At 72.6% G+C, this 20,090-nt stretch carries 16 protein-coding genes; 12 read left to right on the top strand and 4 right to left on the bottom strand.

Annotated features, from left to right (window positions below; genetic code table 11):
• Positions 1-51: 51 nt before the first annotated feature.
• Complete coding sequence (locus tag M5362_RS05155; RefSeq protein WP_260226098.1) at positions 52-582, bottom strand: TerD family protein; 531 nt, start codon at positions 580-582, stop codon at positions 52-54.
• Between the two features lie 139 nt (positions 583-721).
• On the opposite strand from M5362_RS05155, the gene M5362_RS05150 reads away from it, so the two are divergent.
• On the top strand, positions 722-1,327 hold the full coding sequence (locus M5362_RS05150) for a YdbC family protein (RefSeq protein ID WP_260226097.1): 606 nt from the start codon (positions 722-724) through the stop codon (positions 1,325-1,327).
• A 39-nt stretch (positions 1,328-1,366) separates the two neighbouring features.
• Here the strand turns inward: M5362_RS05150 and M5362_RS05145 are convergent, their stop codons facing one another.
• Entirely contained in the window at positions 1,367-2,032 is a 666-nt protein-coding gene (locus M5362_RS05145) for a TetR/AcrR family transcriptional regulator (protein WP_260226096.1), read from the bottom strand.
• A 112-nt stretch (positions 2,033-2,144) separates the two neighbouring features.
• Here M5362_RS05145 and abc-f point away from each other — a divergent pair, with 112 nt between their 5' ends.
• The 6 genes from abc-f (at position 2,145) to M5362_RS05115 (ending at position 9,117) form a co-directional block, all read left to right on the top strand.
• Positions 2,145-3,755: a ribosomal protection-like ABC-F family protein gene (gene abc-f, locus M5362_RS05140; RefSeq protein ID WP_260226095.1), complete on the top strand. Its 1,611-nt coding sequence runs from the start codon at positions 2,145-2,147 to the stop codon at positions 3,753-3,755.
• Positions 3,756-3,788: 33 nt separating this feature from the next.
• Positions 3,789-4,448, top strand: a complete 660-nt coding sequence (locus M5362_RS05135) for a histidine phosphatase family protein (protein WP_260226094.1) — start codon at positions 3,789-3,791, stop codon at positions 4,446-4,448.
• Between the two features lie 12 nt (positions 4,449-4,460).
• Positions 4,461-5,372: an ADP-ribosylglycohydrolase family protein gene (locus M5362_RS05130; RefSeq protein WP_260226093.1), complete on the top strand. Its 912-nt coding sequence runs from the start codon at positions 4,461-4,463 to the stop codon at positions 5,370-5,372.
• Positions 5,373-5,666: 294 nt separating this feature from the next.
• Positions 5,667-7,436: a DUF4173 domain-containing protein gene (locus M5362_RS05125; RefSeq protein WP_260226092.1), complete on the top strand. Its 1,770-nt coding sequence runs from the start codon at positions 5,667-5,669 to the stop codon at positions 7,434-7,436.
• A gap of 249 nt (positions 7,437-7,685) precedes the next feature.
• Positions 7,686-8,396, top strand: coding sequence for a ribonuclease HII (locus tag M5362_RS05120; RefSeq protein ID WP_260226091.1), 711 nt, complete (start codon positions 7,686-7,688; stop codon positions 8,394-8,396).
• A 91-nt stretch (positions 8,397-8,487) separates the two neighbouring features.
• Positions 8,488-9,117, top strand: coding sequence for a hypothetical protein (locus M5362_RS05115; RefSeq protein WP_260226090.1), 630 nt, complete (start codon positions 8,488-8,490; stop codon positions 9,115-9,117).
• Positions 9,118-9,198: 81 nt separating this feature from the next.
• On the opposite strand, the gene M5362_RS05110 is transcribed toward M5362_RS05115, so the two are convergent.
• Complete coding sequence (locus M5362_RS05110) at positions 9,199-9,828, bottom strand: hypothetical protein (RefSeq protein ID WP_260226089.1); 630 nt, start codon at positions 9,826-9,828, stop codon at positions 9,199-9,201.
• A gap of 216 nt (positions 9,829-10,044) precedes the next feature.
• Positions 10,045-12,228 carry a RecQ family ATP-dependent DNA helicase gene (locus tag M5362_RS05105; protein WP_260226088.1) on the bottom strand — a complete coding sequence of 728 codons (2,184 nt, stop codon included), beginning with the start codon at positions 12,226-12,228 and terminating at the stop codon, positions 10,045-10,047.
• Between the two features lie 134 nt (positions 12,229-12,362).
• On the opposite strand from M5362_RS05105, the gene M5362_RS05100 reads away from it, so the two are divergent.
• The 5 genes from M5362_RS05100 (at position 12,363) to M5362_RS05080 (ending at position 19,738) form a co-directional block, all read left to right on the top strand.
• Complete coding sequence (locus M5362_RS05100) at positions 12,363-13,769, top strand: DUF4192 domain-containing protein (RefSeq protein ID WP_260226087.1); 1,407 nt, start codon at positions 12,363-12,365, stop codon at positions 13,767-13,769.
• Positions 13,770-13,884: 115 nt separating this feature from the next.
• On the top strand, positions 13,885-15,936 hold the full coding sequence (locus M5362_RS05095; RefSeq protein WP_260226086.1) for a glycogen debranching N-terminal domain-containing protein: 2,052 nt from the start codon (positions 13,885-13,887) through the stop codon (positions 15,934-15,936).
• A gap of 109 nt (positions 15,937-16,045) precedes the next feature.
• Positions 16,046-16,813: an NUDIX hydrolase gene (locus M5362_RS05090; RefSeq protein WP_260226085.1), complete on the top strand. Its 768-nt coding sequence runs from the start codon at positions 16,046-16,048 to the stop codon at positions 16,811-16,813.
• 119 nt (positions 16,814-16,932) lie between these two features.
• Positions 16,933-18,690, top strand: a complete 1,758-nt coding sequence (locus tag M5362_RS05085; protein ID WP_260226084.1) for an ATP-binding cassette domain-containing protein — start codon at positions 16,933-16,935, stop codon at positions 18,688-18,690.
• Positions 18,691-18,850: 160 nt separating this feature from the next.
• The gene (locus M5362_RS05080; RefSeq protein WP_260226083.1) at positions 18,851-19,738 is read left to right on the top strand and encodes a FadR/GntR family transcriptional regulator; all 888 of its coding nucleotides are present in this window, start codon (positions 18,851-18,853) and stop codon (positions 19,736-19,738) included.
• Positions 19,739-20,090: the final 352 nt, after the last annotated feature.

Below are 20,090 nucleotides of genomic sequence, written 5' to 3'. Positions count from 1 at the left end.
GGCCTGTCGTCGTGCCCCATGCGACAGGACCCGGCGCTGCCACGTTCCGCGTCAGGCGGTTCGGGCGCCCATCAGCGTCGCGAAGCTCTGCGGGTCCGTGTCGAAACCGCGGCGAACCGACCGGTAGGACCACCCGTCAGACCCCTCGCGGGTGAACTCCACGATCGTCACGGCCGTGGCCCCGGCGACCTCGTCGAAGCCATGAGCCGCCAGCTCGGTGTAGCCCTCGCGCACCCGTACGCCGGCGTTGGCCACATCGCCGAACGTCAGCTTGCCGGTGCCCTGCTGTATGGCCACTCCCACCACCACGCGCGCGTAGTGGGGTGCGAGCCGGTTCAGTTCCAGGATCATCGCCTCGTCGTAGCCGAAGCCCTGGCCCGTACGGCTGTCCCGCGTGAGCGTGATCGTGCCGTCGGGGGAGCGGCTGTCGAAGTGCACCAGGTAGGAGGGCGGGCCGTACGGATCCTCCGCCGTGTAGACCCCGGCGATGATGTCCAGATCGTGCGCCGCCGCGCCGATCGGACTCGGGTCCCACTTGAGCGTCACCTCGACCTTGCCGACCCCCTTGTTGAGTCCGCTCACCGTGAATCCCCTCTCTGCGTACGACTGGTAACCCTGGGCCCGGTCAACTGCCCGTGGTCTCGGACCGGTTGTCATGGTGTCATGCGTACGCGAGACGAGAACGGGGTGGCGGACGGTGAATGCCCCGTACGATGGCGCCGTGCTGGTCAAGTGGATTCGCTGCACCGTGGTCGACCGTCGCGGGTTCGAGCGGGGACAGCGGAAATGGGCGGGGCTGCTGGGTGAGCCGGGATTCCGGGGCCAGGGCGGAGGGTGGAGCCGGGCACGGCCCGGTGTCGCCCACATCTTCTCGTTCTGGGAGAGCCGCGCCTTCTACGACTCCTTCATGGCGCGGTCGCACGACCGGCTGGCGGCCGCGCAGTCGGGCTCGTACAAGGACACCCAGATCAAGCTCTTCGACCACCGCTTCGATGTGAAGACGGGATTCGAGCCGAAGTTCAGCGACGCCGACGTGGCAAGGGTGGCGCACTGTCGCGTCCACGAGGACCGGGTCGAGCACTTCGCGCTGATGCAGGAGAAGGTGTGGAACCCGGCGATGGCCGGCTCGCCGGGGATGCTGCGCGGGGTGTTCGGGGAGGCTCCGGGGAACGAGTTCGTCGTGCTGTCGATGTGGCGGTCCGCCGCGGAGCACGGCAAGTACCGGGTGGAGCGTGTCGAACGGCTCGGCCTGCGCGCCCAGACCGAGGCCGACGTGGCGGCGCTGAGCGGGGACGTGGTGCAGCTCGAGCCGTCCTGGACGGTGTGACCCCGGAGCTGTCCCGGACACAGGTGCTCGACGGTGTGATCACGCCTCGTGCGGAGTGGCCAGACCCTCGGGGGCGGGCGGTGGGACGAAGGCCCCCGCCGTGACGGCGGCCAGCGCCGAGCGCGCCGACTGGTCAGCGGTCGCCTTGTCGACCGGCTCGCGCGTGACGAACAGACGCAGGAACAGCGGGGCGGAGACGGCGCGTACGACCGCGCCCGCGTCCGTGCCCCCGGGCGCCTCGCCGCGGGCGAGGGCCCGTGCGACGACCGCCTCGCAGCGGGCGAAACGTTCCGTGTAGAAGGCCTGCAGCGCTTCCGCGGCACGCTCCGACTGGAAGGCGGCGCCGACGAACGCGGTAGGGGCGGCCGAGGCCGCCGGGTCGGCGAAGGCGTCGACCACCTCATGGGCGAGTGCCCGGAGATCGCCCTCCAGGCTGCCGGTGTCCGGTGGGGTCCAGCTGTCCTCGCCCGCCAGATCCAGGGCGTCCGCGAGAAGTCCTTCGAGGCTGCCCCAGCGGCGGTAGAGCGTCGTCTTGTGGACGCCGGAGTGCTCCGCCACGTACTCGACGGTGAGGGACGGGTAGCCGTGCTCGGCCAACCCGGTCAGGACGGCGTCCCGCACCGCGGCCCGGGTGCGCGCGGTGCGACCGCCGGGGCGCCGGCTGCCGGGCGGGGGCGCCTGCGCATCTTCGATCGATGGATTCAATTGCGACTCCCGTTGCGTTAGTGAGTCGAGTGTGCCATAGTCTTCGTAATGCCACTCAGGTTGCGTTTGCTGTTGGGTGGCTGTGTCCGTCGATCCATCATCGGAGGCGCCCTTGCCTGCACAGATCTCTGTTCGCGACGTGACCGTGTCCCGCGGTGACCGCCTGCTGCTCGACCGGATCTCCTTCACCGTGCGCCCCGGTGAACGGATCGGGATCGTGGGGGAGAACGGGGCGGGTAAATCGACTCTGCTCCGGCTGATCGCGGGGTTCGAGGCGCCCGACGAGGGGGAGATCGTCACCCTCGTCGACGGCGGCACGGGCATGCTCGCGCAGACCCCGCGCCTGCCGGCCGACCGCACCGTGGCCGACGCTATCGACGACTCGCTCGCCGAGTTCCGGACCATGGAACAACGTCTGCGGGAGCGTGAAGAGGCGCTCGCCACGGCCGGAGCGAGCGAACTCGACGCATACGGCGAGCTGCTCACGGCTTACGAGCTGCGCGGCGGCTACGAAGCGGACGCACGGGTCGACAAGGCCATGCATGGTCTCGGACTCGCCTCGATAGGCCGCGACCGCCCGCTCGGCAGCCTGTCGGGTGGAGAGCAGGCCCGGCTCGGCATCGCCTGCGCGGTCGCCGCCGCCCCCGAGGTGCTCCTGCTCGACGAGCCGACCAACCACCTCGACGAAGGGGCCCTGGACTGGCTGGAGGAGGCGCTGCTCGCACACCGGGGCACGGTGGTGGCGGTCTCCCACGACCGGGTCTTCCTGGAACGAGTGGCGACGTCCGTCCTGGAGGTGGACGCGGACCGGCGCACGGTCGTCCGGTACGGAGACGGGTACGCGGGTTTCCGGGCCGAGCGGGCGGCCGCCCGGCAGCGCTGGGAGCAGGCGTACGAGGAGTGGCGCGACGAGACGGACCGGCTGGACGTCTATGTGACGACCACCGCGCACGGAGTCGCCACGGGACGCTCGATCAAGGACAACAACAAGATGGCGTACGACCGGGCCGGCGGCCGGGTCCAGGCATCCGTCTCCGGCCGGGTCCGCAACGCTCAGGAACGACTGCGCCGACTCCGGGCCGAACCGGTCCCCAAGCCGCCGCGCCCGCTCACCTTCGCCGCGCGGCCGGTCGCCGCGGGAGCCGAGGGCGAACTGGCAACCCTCAGAGACGTCCGCGTCGCGGACCGGCTGGCCGTCGACCGGCTGACCGTCCGGGCGGGGGAGAAGCTCCTGATCCACGGGGGCAACGGGGCCGGCAAGTCCACCCTGCTCCGCGTCCTGGCGGGGCTGGCCGAGCCGGACGCCGGAGAGGTCCGCCGCGGAGGCCGGATCGGGTTCCTCGCCCAGGAGATACCGGCCCACCGGCCGGCCGAGCGGGTCCTCGCCGCCTTCGGCCGGGGACTGGCGCTCACCGGCGACGAGCAGGCCGAACTGCTCCTCTCGTACGGACTGTTCCGGCCGGGCGACCTCCAGGTTCCGGTCGGAAGCCTCTCCGCGGGGCAGCGTCGCAGGCTCGCGCTCGCCCGGCTGCTGGCCCGGCCCGTCGACCTGCTGCTGCTCGACGAGCCGGCCAACCACCTGGCCCTCGGCCTTGTGGAAGAGCTGGAGGAGGCGCTCCAGCAGTGGGCCGGAGCCCTGGTCGTGGTCTCGCACGACCGGCAACTGCGCCGACGGTTCACCGGTCGCATACGCCGGATGGACGCCGGGCGCCTCCTCGACTGAGCCGGGCGCGGGAGGGGGACCTAGGGTCGTGGCATGGCACGACCGCGGCGCATCGTCCTCGTACGGCATGGAGAGTCCGAAGGCAATGCCGACGACACGGTGTACGAGCGGGAGCCCGACCACGCGCTCAGACTCACCGAGACGGGTCGGCGGCAGGCGCGGGAGACGGGGGACCGGCTGCGCGAGCTGTTCGGGGAGGAGCAGGTCAGCGTGTACGTCTCTCCGTACCGCCGCACCCATGAGACGTTCCGTGCGTTCCGGCTGGACCCCGGGCAGGTCCGGGTCAGGGAGGAGCCGCGGCTGAGGGAGCAGGACTGGGGGAACTGGCAGGACCGGGAGGACGTACGCCTCCAGAAGGCGTACCGCGACGCGTACGGTCACTTCTTCTACCGCTTCGCACAGGGTGAGTCGGGGGCCGACGTGTACGACCGGGTCGGGGCGTTCCTGGAGAGCCTGTACCGCAGTTTCGAGGCGCCCGACCACCCGCCGAACGTCCTCCTGGTCACCCACGGGCTGACGATGCGGCTGTTCTGCATGCGCTGGTTCCACTGGACCGTCGCCGAGTTCGAGTCGCTCTCCAACCCGGGCAACGGCGAGACGCGCACGCTGCTGCTCGGAGAGGACGGCAGATACCGCCTGGACCGGCCGTTCGAGCACTGGCGTACTCCGGAGCCGTACGGCTACACCGGATAGAGTGGCTGAGCGATGACCGCTGACTCCTCTCTCGACCGGCGCTTCGAACGCGCCCTCGCCAGCCTCCGAGGGCTGGCCGTGGGAGACGCCCTGGGCTCCCAGTTCTTCGTCCCCGCCAACTATCCGCTGCTCAAGCGACGCGAACTGCCGTCGGGCCCCTGGCAGTGGACCGACGACACCGAGATGGCCTGCTCGGTCCTGGCCGTGCTCGCCCGGCACGACCGGATCGACCAGGACGCACTCGCGCACTCGTTCGCCGACCACCATGATTTCGACCGGGGCTACGGGCCCGCGGTGAACCGGATGCTCCGGCTCATCCGGGAAGGCGCCGACTGGCGTGAACTGGCCGCCGCGCTCTTCAACGGACAGGGCTCGTGGGGCAACGGAGCCGCGATGCGGATCGCCCCCCTCGGCGCCTGGTACGCGGACGACCCGGAACAGGCGACGCATCAGGCCGAGATCTCCGCGTACACCACGCACCAGCACCGCGAGGCCGTCGTAGGCGCCATGGCCGTGGCGGCCGCCGCCGCGCTCGCCGCGAACCCGGCCGATCCTCCGACGCCCACGGACCTCCTGGACGGGGTCGTGGCCCTCGTACCGCGCAGCGCCGTCGGCGCGGGGCTGCGCCGGGCCCGCGACATGCTCGACTACGGCGACGCCGCGACCGTGGCGGCGGTACTCGGCAGCGGGCGCCGCACCAGCGCGCACGACACCGTCCCGTTCGCACTCTGGTCCGCGGCCCGGGCCCTCGGCGACTACGAGCAGGTGTTCTGGACGACCGCCCAGGTCGGCGGCGACGTCGACACCACCTGCGCGATCGCCGGCGGTGTGGTGGCCTCCGGCACGGCCGGTGCGCCGCCCGACTCCTGGCTGGAGCGGACCGAGGAGCTGCCGGACTGGCTGCCGGCCACCGTCCGCCCCTGACCCTGGAGCCCGGATCGGGAGCCCGAGACCCGGTCTGGCGACCCGACACTGCCTTTGGCCCTGACCCGGAAGGGTCTGGGCCCGGACCTGATCTCCGGCCCGTACCCCTTCATCGGGCCGGGCAGTGTCACGGTCCTGCCACAGCGCCGCCCGGTCGGGTGCGAACGGCCGGACCGCCGTTAGAGTCGGCCACTCCGCAGCGCTGATCATGACGAGAGCGCGCCGACGCGACACCCGGACCGCAGCCCTCCGCCGTCATGGCACCGAACGCGACCCGGGTCGGGAGGGGGTCCCGTGTCCGACATACCGTCCGAACCGCCACCGCAGGACAGAGCTCTGCCCGCCAAGCCCGAGGCCGGGAGCCAGGGCTCCGCCGGTACGGCACCGCCTCGCGCCGCGCCACCAGGACAGCCGCAGCAGCCAGGGCCGCAGACGCCGAAGCCACACACGCAGACGCTGCAGACGCAGGCCCGGGCCGTGGCGGCCGTCACGGGGCCGGGCGGCCGCCCGGCGTACCCGTGGGCACCGCCCGCGCCTGCGAGCGAACCCTGGCTCGCCCGGCTGCGCCCCACCCCGCCGACCCAGGCGACCGCCGCGACGCTTTGGGCCGTTCTGGCCACCGCCGTGCTCAGCGCTCTGCTCCTCGGCGAGGGAATCGGGCTCAACCTGATGATCGTGGCCGTTCCCGCGATCCTCGCGGCAGCCTTCGCCGCACGTGCCGTGGGCCGCCGACTCCGCCCCTGGACGCTGGTCTGGGCGGTCGGAGGCTTCGCCCTCCTCGCCGTACCCGCTCTGCGTGACGCCGGCTGGCCGACCTTCCTCGCCATCGTCACCGCCCTCGCGATGGCGGCGCTGGCCCTGCACGGCGGCCGGGGGTGGCCGAGCGTCCTGTTCGCGCCCATCGGCCTGTTCGACTCCGTCGGCTCCGGCACCGCCTGGGCCTGGCACGGCGTACGCGACCGAGCCGAGGGCTCCCGCGGCCGGTGGGGACCCGTCGTGCGGACCGTCGCGGTGGCCGTGGTCCTGCTCGTCGTCTTCGGCGCACTGTTCGCCAGCGCCGACGCGGCCTTCGCCGACCTGCTCGGCGCGCTCATTCCCGACCTCTCACTGGAGCAGGGCCCGTGGCGGCTCTCGTTCTTCCTGCTCGGGCTGTTCGGCGCCATCGCCCTCGCCCGAACCGCCGCCGCACCTCTGCGCTGGGACCGGATGGCGATCCGCCCCGGCCCGGCCCGAGGACGACTGGAGTGGGCTCTTCCGCTCATCGTGCTGAACCTGCTCTTCGCGGCTTTCAACGCGGTCCAACTCGCCGTCCTTCTCGGCGGATACGAGAAGGTCCTCAGCGAGACGGAGCTGTCCCACTCCGACTACGCCCGCCAAGGCTTCTGGCAGCTCCTCATGGCCACGCTGCTCACCCTCGTGGTCATCGGCCTCGCCCTGCGCTGGGCACCGCGTGCGGACACCCGCGACCGCACGCTCGTACGCGCCGTCCTCGGCACCCTGTGCGTTCTCACGCTGGTCGTGGTCGCCTCGGCGCTGCGCAGGATGGACCTGTACGTGGACGAGTACGGGCTCACACGGCTGCGCATCTCGGTGGCCGCGATGGAGATATGGCTGGGTCTGGTCATTCTGCTGATCATGGCCGCGGGGATCTTCGGTGCCCGTCTGCTGCCCCGCGCGGTGGCGGTGAGCGCCGCCGCGGGCGTGCTCCTCTTCGGCCTCGCCTCGCCCGACGCCCTCGTCGCCGAGCGCAACATCGAGCGGTTCAGCAGCTCCAAGAAGATCGACATCCCCTACCTTGCCGGGCTCTCGGCCGACGCCGTACCGGCGCTCGACCGCCTCCCCGAGCCGCAGCGCTCCTGCGCGCTCCTGGACATCGAGAAGCGTCTGCGCGAGGACGACGGCAGCTGGTACGCCACCAGCTGGTCGGAGGCGCGGGCGCGCTCGATCCTGACGGAGCGTGGGGTCGACCGCTCCCCGGCCGAATGCGGAAGGCCGAGCAGGGAGGACGAGTACGACCCGTACGCGGACGACGCCTGGTACGGCGATCCGTACGACACTCCCTGAGCCCGGACGTCACGGCACTTCGGAACAGACGCCCGGAACCCCAGGCTCCCTCCCCTACGCGGGGCGCAGGGGTCCGGGCGTTCCTGGTGGCCCATGAGACGGCTTCACGCATGAGACTGCGGCAGCCGATGAAGACCGCGATGATCGATCAGATCGCGCCGATCCCGAGGCTTCACACGACCGCTTCGGACATCAGACGGGAATCCGGGTATCGCGGGCGGTGCCGATCGGCGTAATCTGTCTGGCGCCATGCCCTACGAACCACCCACCCACACCGTCGAGCGCTCGCTCCGAGCCACCACCGGCGCCAAGATCATCGCCGGGGTCGATGAGGTCGGACGCGGGGCATGGGCCGGTCCCGTCACCGTCTGTGCGGCCGTCACCGGTCTGCGGCGGCCTCCCGAGGGGCTCACGGACTCCAAGCTGATCACGCCCAAGCGCCGCACCGTCCTGGCCGCGGAGCTGGAGAAATGGGTCACCGCCTACGCCCTCGGTGACGCCTCTCACGAAGAGATCGACGAACTCGGCATGACCGCGGCGCTCCGACTGGCCGCCGTACGCGCGTTGGACGCCCTGCCCGTACGCCCGGACGCGGTGATACTCGACGGGAAGCACGACTACCTCGGCAGCCCGTGGAAGGTCCGTACGGTGATCAAGGGCGACCAGTCCTGCATCGCCGTGGCGGCGGCCTCTGTCATCGCCAAGGTACGACGCGACGCGATGATGGCCGAGCTGGCGAGCGAGGCGGGGGAGTGCGCGGCATACGGCTTCGGTGCCAACGCCGGCTACCCCTCGCCGGTCCACAAGGCCGCGCTGGCGGAGCTGGGGCCCTCCGCGTACCACCGGCTCTCCTGGGCCTACCTCGACGCGCTGCCCCAGTGGCGGCACCTCAAGAAGATCCGGATCTCCGCCGAGGCGGTCGCACTGGAAAGCGGGGGCCAGCTCGGCTTCGACTTCTGAACTTCCCGGCAGGCTCATGCCGACAGCCGGGTCGCACGATTGTGCCCACCCGCCGGAGCTCCGCGCACCGGCGTTTGATAGACATCCACTCATGCCTCTCATCCCCGAGGAGCCTCAGATTCACGAGAGTGCCCAGGGTCCCCGCGGCACGGCCGCAGGCCACCCCGCGCCGACCCCCCGCCCCGTACCCGGTCCGCGTTCCGCGGCTTCGCCGCGACCCGGGCGTCCCGGCCCAGGACCGGCCCGCCCCGGGCCGCCGGTACCCCGCCCGCACTCCGGTGCCGGGCAGTCCCCGTCGCCCCGCACGGAAAACCGTTCCGAACAGCGGTCCGGCCCGCAGATTCAGCTGATCCCCGCCCCGGTCGACGGCGCGCTCGACGCCGCCGAAGAGGCCGTCGATCTGCTCCTGGAGGCCGGCCGCGCCCCCGGCGACATCCTCGTGCTCACCACCGGTGAGCAGCACCCGTGGACGGAGCACGAGCTGTCCTTCGGCGAGGCCGCCTACTGGGCCCAGCACGACGCCCGCGACGACGTGTTCTTCGCCGACGCCTCCGCGGTGGAGCGCGCCGCCGCGCGGCCCGTCGTCGTCGTGGCCGTCAACGGCGCGACCGACGAAGCAGCCGCACGTGCGCTGCCCTTGGCGATGGGACGCGCGACCGCGCTGCTCGTCGTCTGCGGCGACCCGCAGCGCATCAACGCCGTTCTCGGCGCCGGCGTCTGAGCCGGAGCGGCTCTCGCGGTCCTGACCCGGCTGCCCCACGTGGGCAGCCGGGCCGTGGTCCCACGCATCCGCGCGGCCGTCTCAGCGTGCCGCGGTCCGGCGCAGCGGCTCGGCGGCTCCGCCGGCCGTGCGTGGGGTGAATATGCCCAGTTCGGACGCGACATCGCCGAGCGCCGCGGGCCGGGATCCCGAACTCGGGTGCCGGCCGCCCCGGCCCTCGCCCAGCACCTGCCAGCCGCTGCGGGTCAGGGTGACGTACGCGCCGCAGCGCAGCCCGTGGAGCGTGCAGGCGTCCCGCAGCCCCCACATCCAGGCGCCGTCCTCCTCCGTCCAACGCTCGTCGCCCTCACGGCAGTAGAGCAACACGGCTGTCCGTACGGGCGTACGGCGCCGCAGGTCGTGCGGGATCACACGACGCAGATGGGCGAGGAGCGCGTTCCGGAACTCCCAGCCGTCCGCCGCGCCGGGGCGACGCGTGAACGAGGCGCTCGCGGTCAGCCGTTCCTCGTGGTCGAGCACCGCGACGACCGCCGTCGTCGGCGTCGGCCGATGGCGGGTGTGCAGACCGCCCACGACCTCACGAGGGTTACGGAGCAGCGGAATTCCTGCCGCCGTCCACTCCGCCGGTTCCAGCATCCGAGCGAGGCGGCTGGCGGACTCGGACGACGAGCTGATCGAGGTGGCTGCGGACGAAGCGAATCCGAAGGTCACGGTCCTCCCTTCGGATACGCGCCCGCTGGCGGGCAGGGTCGAGTGAGGGCGCACCACGGCACAGTCCTTCCGGACCGCGTGCGGGGCCATGCCGGGCGGTTTCCCAATTCTTGCGGGCCTGTGCGCGAGCGGCAACGAGCAATTGAGGCCGCTGACTGGAATGAGCCGGTATGGCACTCATATCCCTGCCCAGACACCCACTGTTCACTCCCCGTTTCACGCCTGGACGGCAAGCACCAGGGGGTACACCCCCTCGGCGCCCGCCCGACGCAGCAGCCGCGCCGCCACCGCGAGCGTCCAGCCGCTGTCCGACAGGTCGTCCACCAGGAGCACGGGACCGCCCGCCGAAGCCAGTCTCTCCGCCAGCGCCGGCTCCACCATGAGCGACTGGTGGAGCCCGACCACCCGCTGGGCGCTGTTCGTCCGGGAGATCCGCAACTCCTCGGCCTCCGGCGCGTACTCGACCGCCCCCAGCAGCGGCATCCTGCCGATCTCCGCGATCCGCTGCCCGAGCGAGCCCACCAGCTGCGGCCTGTTGCGCGAGGCGATCGTGACCACACCGGCAGGCCGGGCGGGAGCGTCCGGCGACCCGGAGGCCCAACCCCCGGGCCCCTTCGCCCAGTCGGCGAGCACTCGCACGACGGCCTGCACGACGTCGTCCGGAACCGTACCGTCAGGAGCCCGCTCGGACAGCATCGGACGCAGCCGGTTGCCCCAGCCGATGTCCGACAGCCGGCCCAGCGCCCGCCCGCCGGACGACTGCTCGCCCGCGGGAATACGCCCCTTCAGGTCGACGCCCACCGCGGTGAGTCCGGTCGGCCACATCTTGCGCGGCTCCACCTCCACACCCGGCCGGCCCAGCTCCCCCTTGGCGGCGTCGAGAGCCGCGTCGCTCACCTTCGGGTCGAACCGGGACCCCGCGCAGTTGTCGCAGCGGCCGCAGGGAGCGGCCTCCTCGTCGTCCAACTGACGCCGCAGGAACTCCATCCGGCAGCCCGTCCCCGCCGCGTACTCGCGCATCGCCTGCTGCTCGGCGGACCGCTGCCGCGCCACCCAGGCATAGCGCTCCGAGTCGTACACCCACGGCTGCCCCGTACTCGTCCAGCCCCCCTTCACCCGGTGCACGGCACCGTCCACGTCCAGCACCTTGAGCATCGTCTCCAGCCGGGTCCGCCGCAGCTCGACCAGCGGCTCCAGAGCGGGCAGGGACAGCGGACGGTCCGCCTGCGCCAGCACGTCGAGCGTGCGCCGCACCTGCTCCTCGGGCGGGAAGGCCACCGAGGCGAAGTACTGCCAGATCGCCTCGTCCTCCTTGCCCGGCAGCAACAGCACCTCCGCGTGCTCCACCCCACGCCCGGCACGACCCACCTGCTGGTAGTACGCGATGGGGGAGGACGGCGAACCGAGGTGCACCACGAAGCCCAGGTCCGGCTTGTCGAACCCCATGCCCAGAGCCGAGGTCGCCACCAGGGCCTTGACCCGGTTGGCCTGCAGATCCTCCTCCGCCTGCTGCCGGTCCGCGTTCTCCGTGCGGCCGGTGTACGAGGAGACCGTGTGCCCGCACTGGCGCAGATAGGCGGTGACCTCCTCCGCGGCGGCCACCGTGAGCGTGTAGATGATCCCCGAACCGGGCAGTTCGCCCAGATGATCGGCCAGCCAGGCCAGCCGGTGCGCGGCGTCCGGGAGCCGGACGACGGCGAGGCTCAGGCTCTCCCGGTCCAGCGGGCCACGCAGCACCAGCGCATCGGTCCCCACGCCCGTACCGAGCTGCTCGGCCACGTCCGCCGTCACACGGGCGTTGGCCGTCGCCGTGGTGGCGAGCACCGGAACACCGGCCGGCAGATCGGCCAGCATCGTGCGCAGACGTCGGTAATCGGGGCGGAAGTCATGGCCCCAGTCCGAGATGCAGTGGGCCTCGTCGACCACGAGCAGGCCCGTCGCGGCAGCGAGCCGTGGCAGGACCTGGTCGCGGAAGTCGGGGTTGTTGAGCCGCTCCGGACTGACCAGCAGGACATCGACCTCGCCGGCCGCCACCTCCTGCTGGACCGTCTCCCACTCCTCCGTGTTCGACGAGTTGATCGTGCGGGCGCGGATGCCCGCACGAGCCGCGGCCTCCACCTGGTTGCGCATCAGCGCCAGGAGGGGGGAAACGATCACGGTGGGACCGCTGCCGGAGGCGCGCAGCAGTGACGTCGCGACGAAGTACACCGCCGACTTGCCCCACCCGGTCCGCTGGACGACCAGCGCGCGCCGCTTGTCCGCGACGAGCGCCTCGATGGCACGCCACTGGTCCTCGCGCAGTCTCGCCGTGCCCGTGGGGTCGCCGACGAGGCGGGCGAGTACGGCGTCGGCGGTGGCTCGGAGGGCCGCGCGGTCGGAGAGGGGGTCTGCGTTGGTCATGCCCCCACTCAACCCGATGACTCGGACAATGCGCGAACGGGCCACGAATCCTGTGGAAAAGCAGGTGGAGGCCCTCCGCCCGAGTTATCCACAGGGCTTTCGGAGTCGGCACCTGTCGCGAGACCGTCGTGACCATGAACACGAACCCGCACGAATTCCGTGGAACGACCGAAACTCAGCAGATCACCCTGCGCGGCCCCGCCGAACTGGCCGACGCCCTTCCCTTCATGCTCGGCTTCCACCCCAGCGACTCCGTCGTCCTCGTCGCGCTCCACGGCGAACTCGGCCGGTTCGGCGGCCGGGTCAGGCTCGGCATCCCGCGATCGCCGAAGGAGTGGCCCTCGACCGCCGAGCACCTCGCGGAGTGCCTCGTAGACGGCTGCGCCCGGCGCGGCACCCGCCCGGACGGCATCGTCGTCTTCCTCTGCCAGGACCCCCCACCGGGCGAGACGGGCCGCCATGTGATGGAGCGGCTGCGACCCTTCGCCCAGCGCCTGCGCACCGCCTGCGGCGCACTCGACATTCCCGTCTACGAAGTCCTCTGCATCTCCGACGGCCTGCACTTCTCCTACTGCTGTCCCGACACCCGCTGCTGCCCGCCCGACGGCACACCCCTCGGGCTGGCCGGCACGTCGGTCATGGCGGCCTCGGCCGCCTACGCCGGAATCCAGGTACGGGGATCTCTGCGGGACATGGAGGCACGGCTCAAGCCGCATGCGTCCTCGTGCGACGAGGAACAGCAGCGCAAGGCCCTGAACGAGGCCGCGGCCCTGATCGTCCCCAAGATCTTCGACGGTCCGCCCGGCGCCGGGCGGACCGAAGTCAGGGAGACGACGCTCAGGCTCACCCGGGAGATGCTCCGGCGGTTCGACACTCCCTCCGTCGGAGCGGGAGCCATGGAGAAGACGCCGGGAACGGGCCGGGCCCGTGGGGCGGGTACCACCGAGCAGGACGCGGCCGACGACGCGGCGCTCGGGACCGACGAGGCCGCGGCGCTGATCCTCGGCCTTCAGGACCGCGTGACGCGGGACCAGGCCGCCGAGTGGATGGAGGGCCGCGACGGCGCGGCCGCCCTGCGGCTGTGGCGGGCGCTGGCCCGGCGCTGTGTCGCCCCCTTCGACGAACACGCGGCTGCTCCGCTCACTCTCGCCGGCTGGGTGGCCTGGTCCACCGGGGACGAACCGGCAGCCCGGGTCGCCCTGGGGCTCGCCCTGGACGCCGACCCCGACTACGTCTTCGCCCGCCTGCTGCACCAGGCCTGCAACGAGGGGCTCGACCCCGAATCGCTGCGCACCTGCCTGAGGGAGGAACGCGGGTCGAGGGCCGCCACGGCCGTGGAGACACACACAGCGGCCTGTCCGGTGGAAACGCGCGGCCCCCGTCCACCTGCGGTCGACACCGTGAAGGTCACGAAGCCGGTCAGGCCTGTCAGGAAGGGGGTGAGGGGTGCCGGCACCCGCCCCGGCAAGGTCGCGCCCAGGCCTCCGCGGGGCGCGACGGTCCGGCGCGGCGGACAGCGTGGGACGAGGAGCGGGCGATGACGCCCGTGACCCGGCCGCCCGCAGCGGCGTTCACGTCTGTGGCGGAGCCCGACGACCCGTGGCGCCGACACCCCACCGGCACCCCGGATCACACAGAGAGCACCGCACACCACCCATGGCCTCCCGTTCCGCCCCGCCCCCCGGACTCCCGGTCGGCCAAGCGCCCGCCGCGGGCCTCAGAACTTCCGGTGCCCTCCGCCCGGGGGAGCTGCCGTCGGTGCACGACGCGCTCCTCTGCGTCGCCCTGCCCGCCCTCGCCGTCTGCCCCGAGCACGGCCAGCTCACCGGACACGGCCTCGAAGGGGTCTACGCCTCCGGCCGACGCCTCCTCGCCCGCTGTGTACTGCGGGTGGCAGGGCGCGAACCGCTCGCCCTCCAAGCCCGGCAGGCGGCCGCGGACCGTGCCGTCTTCCTCTCCGTCGTCCGTACGGCGGGAGACACCGGGCCCGACCCCGGCCTCACCGTCGAGCGCTCACGGAGCGCCGACGGAACGGAGCGGATCACCCTGCGCAGCTCCGTCGGCAGGCACCTCCGGATCCCGGTGGAAATCTCTCTGGGCACGGATCTCGCGGACCTGGGCGCCGTCGCGGCCGGACGCGCGGGACCCGAACTCTCCGCGAGCGTCCACGGCACCGGCATGCGCTGGACCGCGGGCGACGGCCGGTCCGCGTCCGTCACCGCCGACCCGCCGCCGATGGACTCCCTGGCGGCGGCCGGGCTCCTGCGCTGGGAGATCGAGGTGGCGCCCGGATCCGCCCGGACCATCGAGCTCAGAGTGCGGGGGGACCGGCCTCCGGGACTCCCCGGCCTGCCGGGGCCCGGCGCCGGCCGGCCCGGTGGCGTGGGACTGGCGGAGGCGCGTGCCGAAGGTGACGACCCTCGGATCGGAGAGCTGCTGCGGGTGGCCGTCGACGACCTGCGGGCGCTCCTCCGACGCGACCAGGAACACCCGGCCGACGTCCATCTCGCCGCCGGCGTGCCCTGGCGCTGCGGACCGGCCACGGCCGAGGCGCTCTGGGCCGCGCGGATGGCGCTCCCGCTCGGCACCCGGCTCGTCGTCACGACGCTCCGAGCCCTGGGCCGCACCCAGCTCGACGGACCAGGACCGGAGTCCGGGCGCATCCCAGGCCCTCTCAGGGACGCGGGCCCGTTCCTCCCGCCCCGTTGCACGGGCATCGAGGCGACGCTCGCCTTCCCCACCGTCCTGTCCGAGGCCAGGCGCTGGGGACTGCCCGAGCAGGACCTCGTGGAACTGCTTCCCACGGCGGAGCGCTGCCTCGACTGGCTCCGTGCCGCGGCCGACCCCCACGGATTCGTCCCGGACCCGGGCCCCGCCGGTCCGTGGCGGGCCGAGACGCAGGCCCACGCCCATCGTGCCGCCGTGCTCGGCGCCGATCTGCTCGACGCCTGCGGTCGGCCCGGGGGAGACGGCTGGCGGGACTGGGCGGGTGCTCTGCGCGAGCGGTTCCGGGCGGAGTTCTGGCTGGACGACCGGTCCGGGGGCAGGCCCGCCGTCGCCCTCGCGCCGGGCGGCCGTCCGTGGACCCAGCTGGGTGGCTGGGCGGCGCACCTCCTCGACACCGGACTCCTGGGCGGCGGCCGGTACGCCCCGGGTCTGCTGGACAAGGCCGGGACCGAGCAGCTGGCGCGGCTGCTCGGCGCCCCCGCGCTCGACTCCGGCTGGGGTCTGCGCAGTCTTGGCGTCAAGGAGCCCGGCCACAATCCCTTCGGGCACCGGGCCGGTGCCGTGCGGGTGCACGAGACGGTGGTGGCCGTGGCCGGTCTCGCCGCGGCGGGGTACGAGAAGGAGGCGGTGTCCCTGCTCAAGGGGGTTCTCGACGCGGCGGAGGCCTTCGGGTACCGGCTGCCGGAGATGTACGCCGGAAGCCGGCGGACGGCGGGGGCGGTGCCGGCTCCGCATCCGGCGGCGTGCCGGCCGGCCGCGGTCGCAGCGGCCGGTGCGGTCCACCTCGTGGCCGCCCTCGTGGGAGTCCGGCCCGACGCACCGGGCGGCACGGTGGCGCTGTACCCCGTCCGGTCGGCTCCCCTCGGCGCGGTCCGGCTGTCGGAGATCAGGGTCGCCGGGGAGCCCTTCTCCGCGCGGGTGAGCCGGCTCGGTCTGGGCATGGCCGAAGAGGCCGCCGACGGCCTCCAGCTGGGAGTGTGATCGGATGCCACTCGACACGGCGAGGGAAGCTCCGGGGGAGCGGGAAGAAGTCGTGGTCGATGCACGGGAGGGGCGTGTTTATCGTCAGGAAGACGACTATGATCACGGCATGCCTCCCTACGACCCGTCGGCCTTTCCGCCCTTCGCCGTCACCGTCGATCTGGTCGTGCTCACCGTGCGGCGCCACGCCCTGTGCGCCCTGGTGGTACGACGGGGAGAATCGCCCTTCAAGGGCAGGTGGGCGCTGCCTGGTGGATTCGTCCGGGACGACGAGGATCTCGGCGCGGCCGCCCGGCGTGAGCTGGTGGAGGAGACCGGGCTCTGCGTCCACGACCAGGACGCCCCGGCCCCCATGCCGGGCAACGGTGCCCACCTGGAGCAGTTGGCGACCTACGGCGATCCGAAGCGGGACCCCCGGATGAGGGTGGTCAGCGTCGCCCACCTGGCGCTTGCCCCGGATCTTCCGGCCCCGCGGGCCGGCGGCGACGCGAACAGCGCCCGCTGGGCCCCGGTGGAGGAGTTGCTCGGCGAGGACGGATCGGTCGAGCGTGAGGAGCCGGCCGAGCCGCTCGCCTTTGACCACGCGCGGATCCTCGCCGACGGTGTCGAGAGGGCCCGCTCGAAGATCGAGTACTCCTCGTTGGCGACCGCCTTCTGCCCTCCGGAGTTCACGGTCGGCGAACTCCGGAGGGTGTACGAGGCGGTGTGGGGTGTCTCGCTCGACCCGCGCAACTTCCATCGGAAGGTGACCGGTACGCCAGGGTTTCTGGTTCCGGCCGGTGGGACCACGACCCGTCAGGGAGGCCGTCCCGCGCAGCTGTTCCGTGCGGGCGGGGCGACGTTGCTGAACCCGCCGATGCTCCGTCCCGAGGTCTGACCGCATCGCCTCCGGGCGACCCGAGGCCCCAACCCTGCACCAAAAGTCCGAAATGTGGCGTTATCTTGCTGGGATAGCCGCCCTGCCGCGGAGCGGTCTCACCTACCGCGAGAGAAGCGATGCTCCAGGCCATCGGACTCACCAGCAGCCCCCGCCGCGACCTGCCGCCCGCCGTGGACGATCTCACCTTCGACGCCCGGCCGGGCCAGGTCACCGCCCTTCTCGGCCCCGCCGGATCCGGCAGGACCACGACCCTGCGACTGATGCTCGAACTCGAGCCGGGCCGGGGCGTCACGTACTTCCGTGGCCGTCCCCTCCAGCGCATCGCGCACCCCGCCGGGGAGGTCGGGGTGCTGTTCGGCGACGTCCCGGGGCATCCGTCGCGGACGCTGCGCAGTCAGCTGCGGATGCTGTGCGCCGCGGCAGGGGTTCCCGCGTCCAGGGCGGACGAGATGCTGGAGTTCGTAGGTCTCACCGGCCTCCACGATCAGCGGATCGGCAGGCTGGCCCGTGGCATGGACCGCCGACTCGGCCTCGCCTCCGCCCTGTTGGGTGAGCCGCACACGCTGCTGCTCGACGAGCCCGGTGCCGGGCTCTCCGCGCGCGAGAAGGCATGGCTGCACGAACTGCTGCGCGCGCACGCCGCCGACGGCGGCACGGTCCTGTACACCACCGCCGATCCGAAGGACGCGGCCCGCAACGCGGACCGGGTCGTCACGATCGACAAGGGGCGGCTCGTCGCGGCACAGGACGCCGCCGACTTCGCCCGCACCCGCCTCAGGCCGCGAGTGGCCGTACGAACACCCCATGCCGCGCGGCTCGCCGCCGCGGTCTCCCAGGAGGCTCGCGCCGCGCGCCGCTCCGTCGAAGTGATCACCGAGCGGGGGAACCGTCTGTCCGTCTACGGGAGCGACTGCGCGGCGATCGGCGAGACCGCCTTCCGGCACGGTGTGCTCATCCATCAACTGGCCGACGAGGTGGGCGACACCGGCCCCCTGCGCGCGCCGGAACGCCCGGGTCCCGCCTCCGAAGCGGCGGTCTCCGCCGACGCGCCGGTGCCACCTGTGTCCGAGCCCGGGCCGCATAAGGCCCGGAGGCGGCCGGCCCGATCGCCGCTGCGGCCGCTGCGGTACGAGGTCCGCAGGCTTCTCGGCGTTCCGACGACACCGCTGGTCGCGGCGGCCGTCCTCGTCGCCTCCGTGGTGATCTCGGTGCTCCTCGCCCGTACCGGCCGGACGCCTCTCCCCACGGTCCTCGCCGGGTGGCCCGCTCTCTCCCCGCTGCCGCCGGCCGCCCTGGGGGCCGGTCTGCTCGGCGCCTTCTCGTTCGGCGACGAGTACCGCTACCCGGCCCTCACCACCGGTCGTGGTGCGGTGCCGCGCAGACTCGGGTTGCTGCTGGCCAAGCTCACGGTCGCGACCGCCGTGGGCGTGGTCCTCGCCGTGCTCGTCGTGGTGGCCGACCTGGAGGCGCTCCGCCTCGTCTACGGCGGAGAGTTGATTCCCGTACCGAAAAACTGGCCGACGCTGTGTGCGAGTTGGCTCGGTCTGATCGTGGGCTGCGCCTGGGCCGGGGTGCTCGGGGCGGGGGTCTTCCGGGTCGCCGCGGCGGGCGTGGCCGCGGTGCTCTCGGTGCCCGTCGTCCTGGCCCCGCTTCTGCGGCTGGTGACCTCGGGGCCCGCGGCCCGGTCGATCGCCGGACTGCCTGCCCGGCTCCGTGAATTCGCCAGCGTGGAGTGGCCGGTGGCGGCCGATCGCTGGCTGCTGGGCGCGCTGCGGGTGGCGGCGCAGCCCGTGGGGGTGGCGCTGGCGCTGGCGTTGACTGCCCTGCTCTGCGCGTATGTGATCACCGGCATTCACCGCAAGGCGCGTTGGTGATCAAGAGCGGATCGAAAGGTTCCGGTCCTCGGGCAACTCTCTTGAAAATGCCCCTAAATGTCTGATTAATCGTCAATTGTGTAGGGGGTGCCGATCACCCTTTCGTGTGCTTTTCACCAAAGACCTCAAGGGCCACGGGGGCAACGCCGACAAAGGATGCGTGAGTACCCTTGCGCACACCATGATGACCGCCGCCCGCTCCGTCGACTCCGGCCTCGGCGCCCCGGGCGATCTCGACCGCTACCCGTACGCGGAGACGCCCGTCGCCGAGCGCGTGGGCCCGCCCTCCTGGGAGGGGGTGGAGACGGACCTCGGCCGGGTCGGTCGTCGCAGCGCCGGCAGCCGAGGCCGCGGACTGCACGGCCAGCTCGTCCAGCAGCTGGGCCAGATGATCGTCTCCGGCGACCTCGGCGCCGACCGCCCGCTCGTCCCGGAGGAGATCGGCCAGCGCTTCGAGGTCTCCCGCACCGTCGTGCGCGAGTCGCTGCGCGTCCTGGAGGCGAAGGGTCTGGTCAGCGCCCGGCCCAACGTCGGCACCCGGGTCAGGCCCGTCAGCGACTGGAACCTGCTGGACCCGGACATCATCGAGTGGCGAGCCTTCGGCCCGCAGCGCGACGACCAGCGCCGCGAGCTGAACGAGCTGCGCTGGACGATCGAGCCCCTCGCCGCCCGGCTCGCGGCGGGTCACGGCCGTGAGGACGTCCAGCAGCGACTCTCCGACATGGTCGAGATCATGGGCCACGCCTACGCCCAGGGTGACGGCATCACCTTCTCCCGGGCCGACACCGAGTTCCACTCCCTGCTGATCCAGCTCGCCGGCAACCGCATGCTGGAGCACCTCTCCGGCATCGTCGCCGCCGCCCTGCAGGTCTCGGGCGGCCCTGTCACCGGCTGCGACCGCCCCGGGGAGTCCTGCCTGACGCACCACGCGCGTATCGCCGACTGCCTTGCCGCCGGCGACGCCCAGGGGGCCGAGGCCGCCATGCGCCAGCTGCTCACCGTCCACCCGGAGGTGGAGCGCGTCGTGCCCGCTCCGCGCGAGCACTGACCCGCAGGCCGTGGCCGGGTCCGGCGGAGGTGTGCGCACCACGTGTCGCCGGACCCGCGCGGCACCCGGGGATCCTGAGGTGACCCCGGGGGCCGCGGGGCTCCGGCGGCGTGAATGTGTAACGAAAGCCCGATCTGACCGATAAGTCGTACATGAGGTGTGACTCGGGCCACGCGGATTGGGCGTAACACTCCTCGAAGCCGTGCGATGACCTAAGAGGTGACAGCCGAGGAAGGAATACAGCCGCCGTCCCAGGCGCTGTGCATTTCCCCGGTCCAGCCCGCGCCGTCGGCACATTCCCCGTCGACGGTCGTCGGCTCCGGCCCGATCCTGGGCGGGGCCGGAAGCCGTT

Source organism: Streptomyces sp. Je 1-79, from assembly GCF_025195125.1.
In the GTDB taxonomy this organism is placed as follows: domain Bacteria; phylum Actinomycetota; class Actinomycetes; order Streptomycetales; family Streptomycetaceae; genus Streptomyces.
Note: the sequence above shows the minus strand (reverse complement) of the source record. Positions and strands in the feature narration are given on the sequence as shown.

Bases quoted from the DNA above. Each gene is read 5' to 3' on its own strand.
- M5362_RS05135 (WP_260226094.1), top strand. From the start codon at position 3,789: ATGGCACGACCGCGGCGCATCGTCCTCGTACGGCATGGAGAGTCCGAA.
- M5362_RS05130 (WP_260226093.1), top strand. From the start codon at position 4,461: ATGACCGCTGACTCCTCTCTCGACCGGCGCTTCGAACGCGCCCTCGCC.
- M5362_RS05120 (WP_260226091.1), top strand. From the start codon at position 7,686: ATGCCCTACGAACCACCCACCCACACCGTCGAGCGCTCGCTCCGAGCC.
- M5362_RS05115 (WP_260226090.1), top strand. From the start codon at position 8,488: ATGCCTCTCATCCCCGAGGAGCCTCAGATTCACGAGAGTGCCCAGGGT.
- M5362_RS05105 (WP_260226088.1), bottom strand. From the start codon at position 12,228: ATGACCAACGCAGACCCCCTCTCCGACCGCGCGGCCCTCCGAGCCACC.
- M5362_RS05100 (WP_260226087.1), top strand. From the start codon at position 12,363: ATGAACACGAACCCGCACGAATTCCGTGGAACGACCGAAACTCAGCAG.
- M5362_RS05095 (WP_260226086.1), top strand. From the start codon at position 13,885: ATGGCCTCCCGTTCCGCCCCGCCCCCCGGACTCCCGGTCGGCCAAGCG.
- M5362_RS05090 (WP_260226085.1), top strand. From the start codon at position 16,046: ATGCCTCCCTACGACCCGTCGGCCTTTCCGCCCTTCGCCGTCACCGTC.
- M5362_RS05085 (WP_260226084.1), top strand. From the start codon at position 16,933: ATGCTCCAGGCCATCGGACTCACCAGCAGCCCCCGCCGCGACCTGCCG.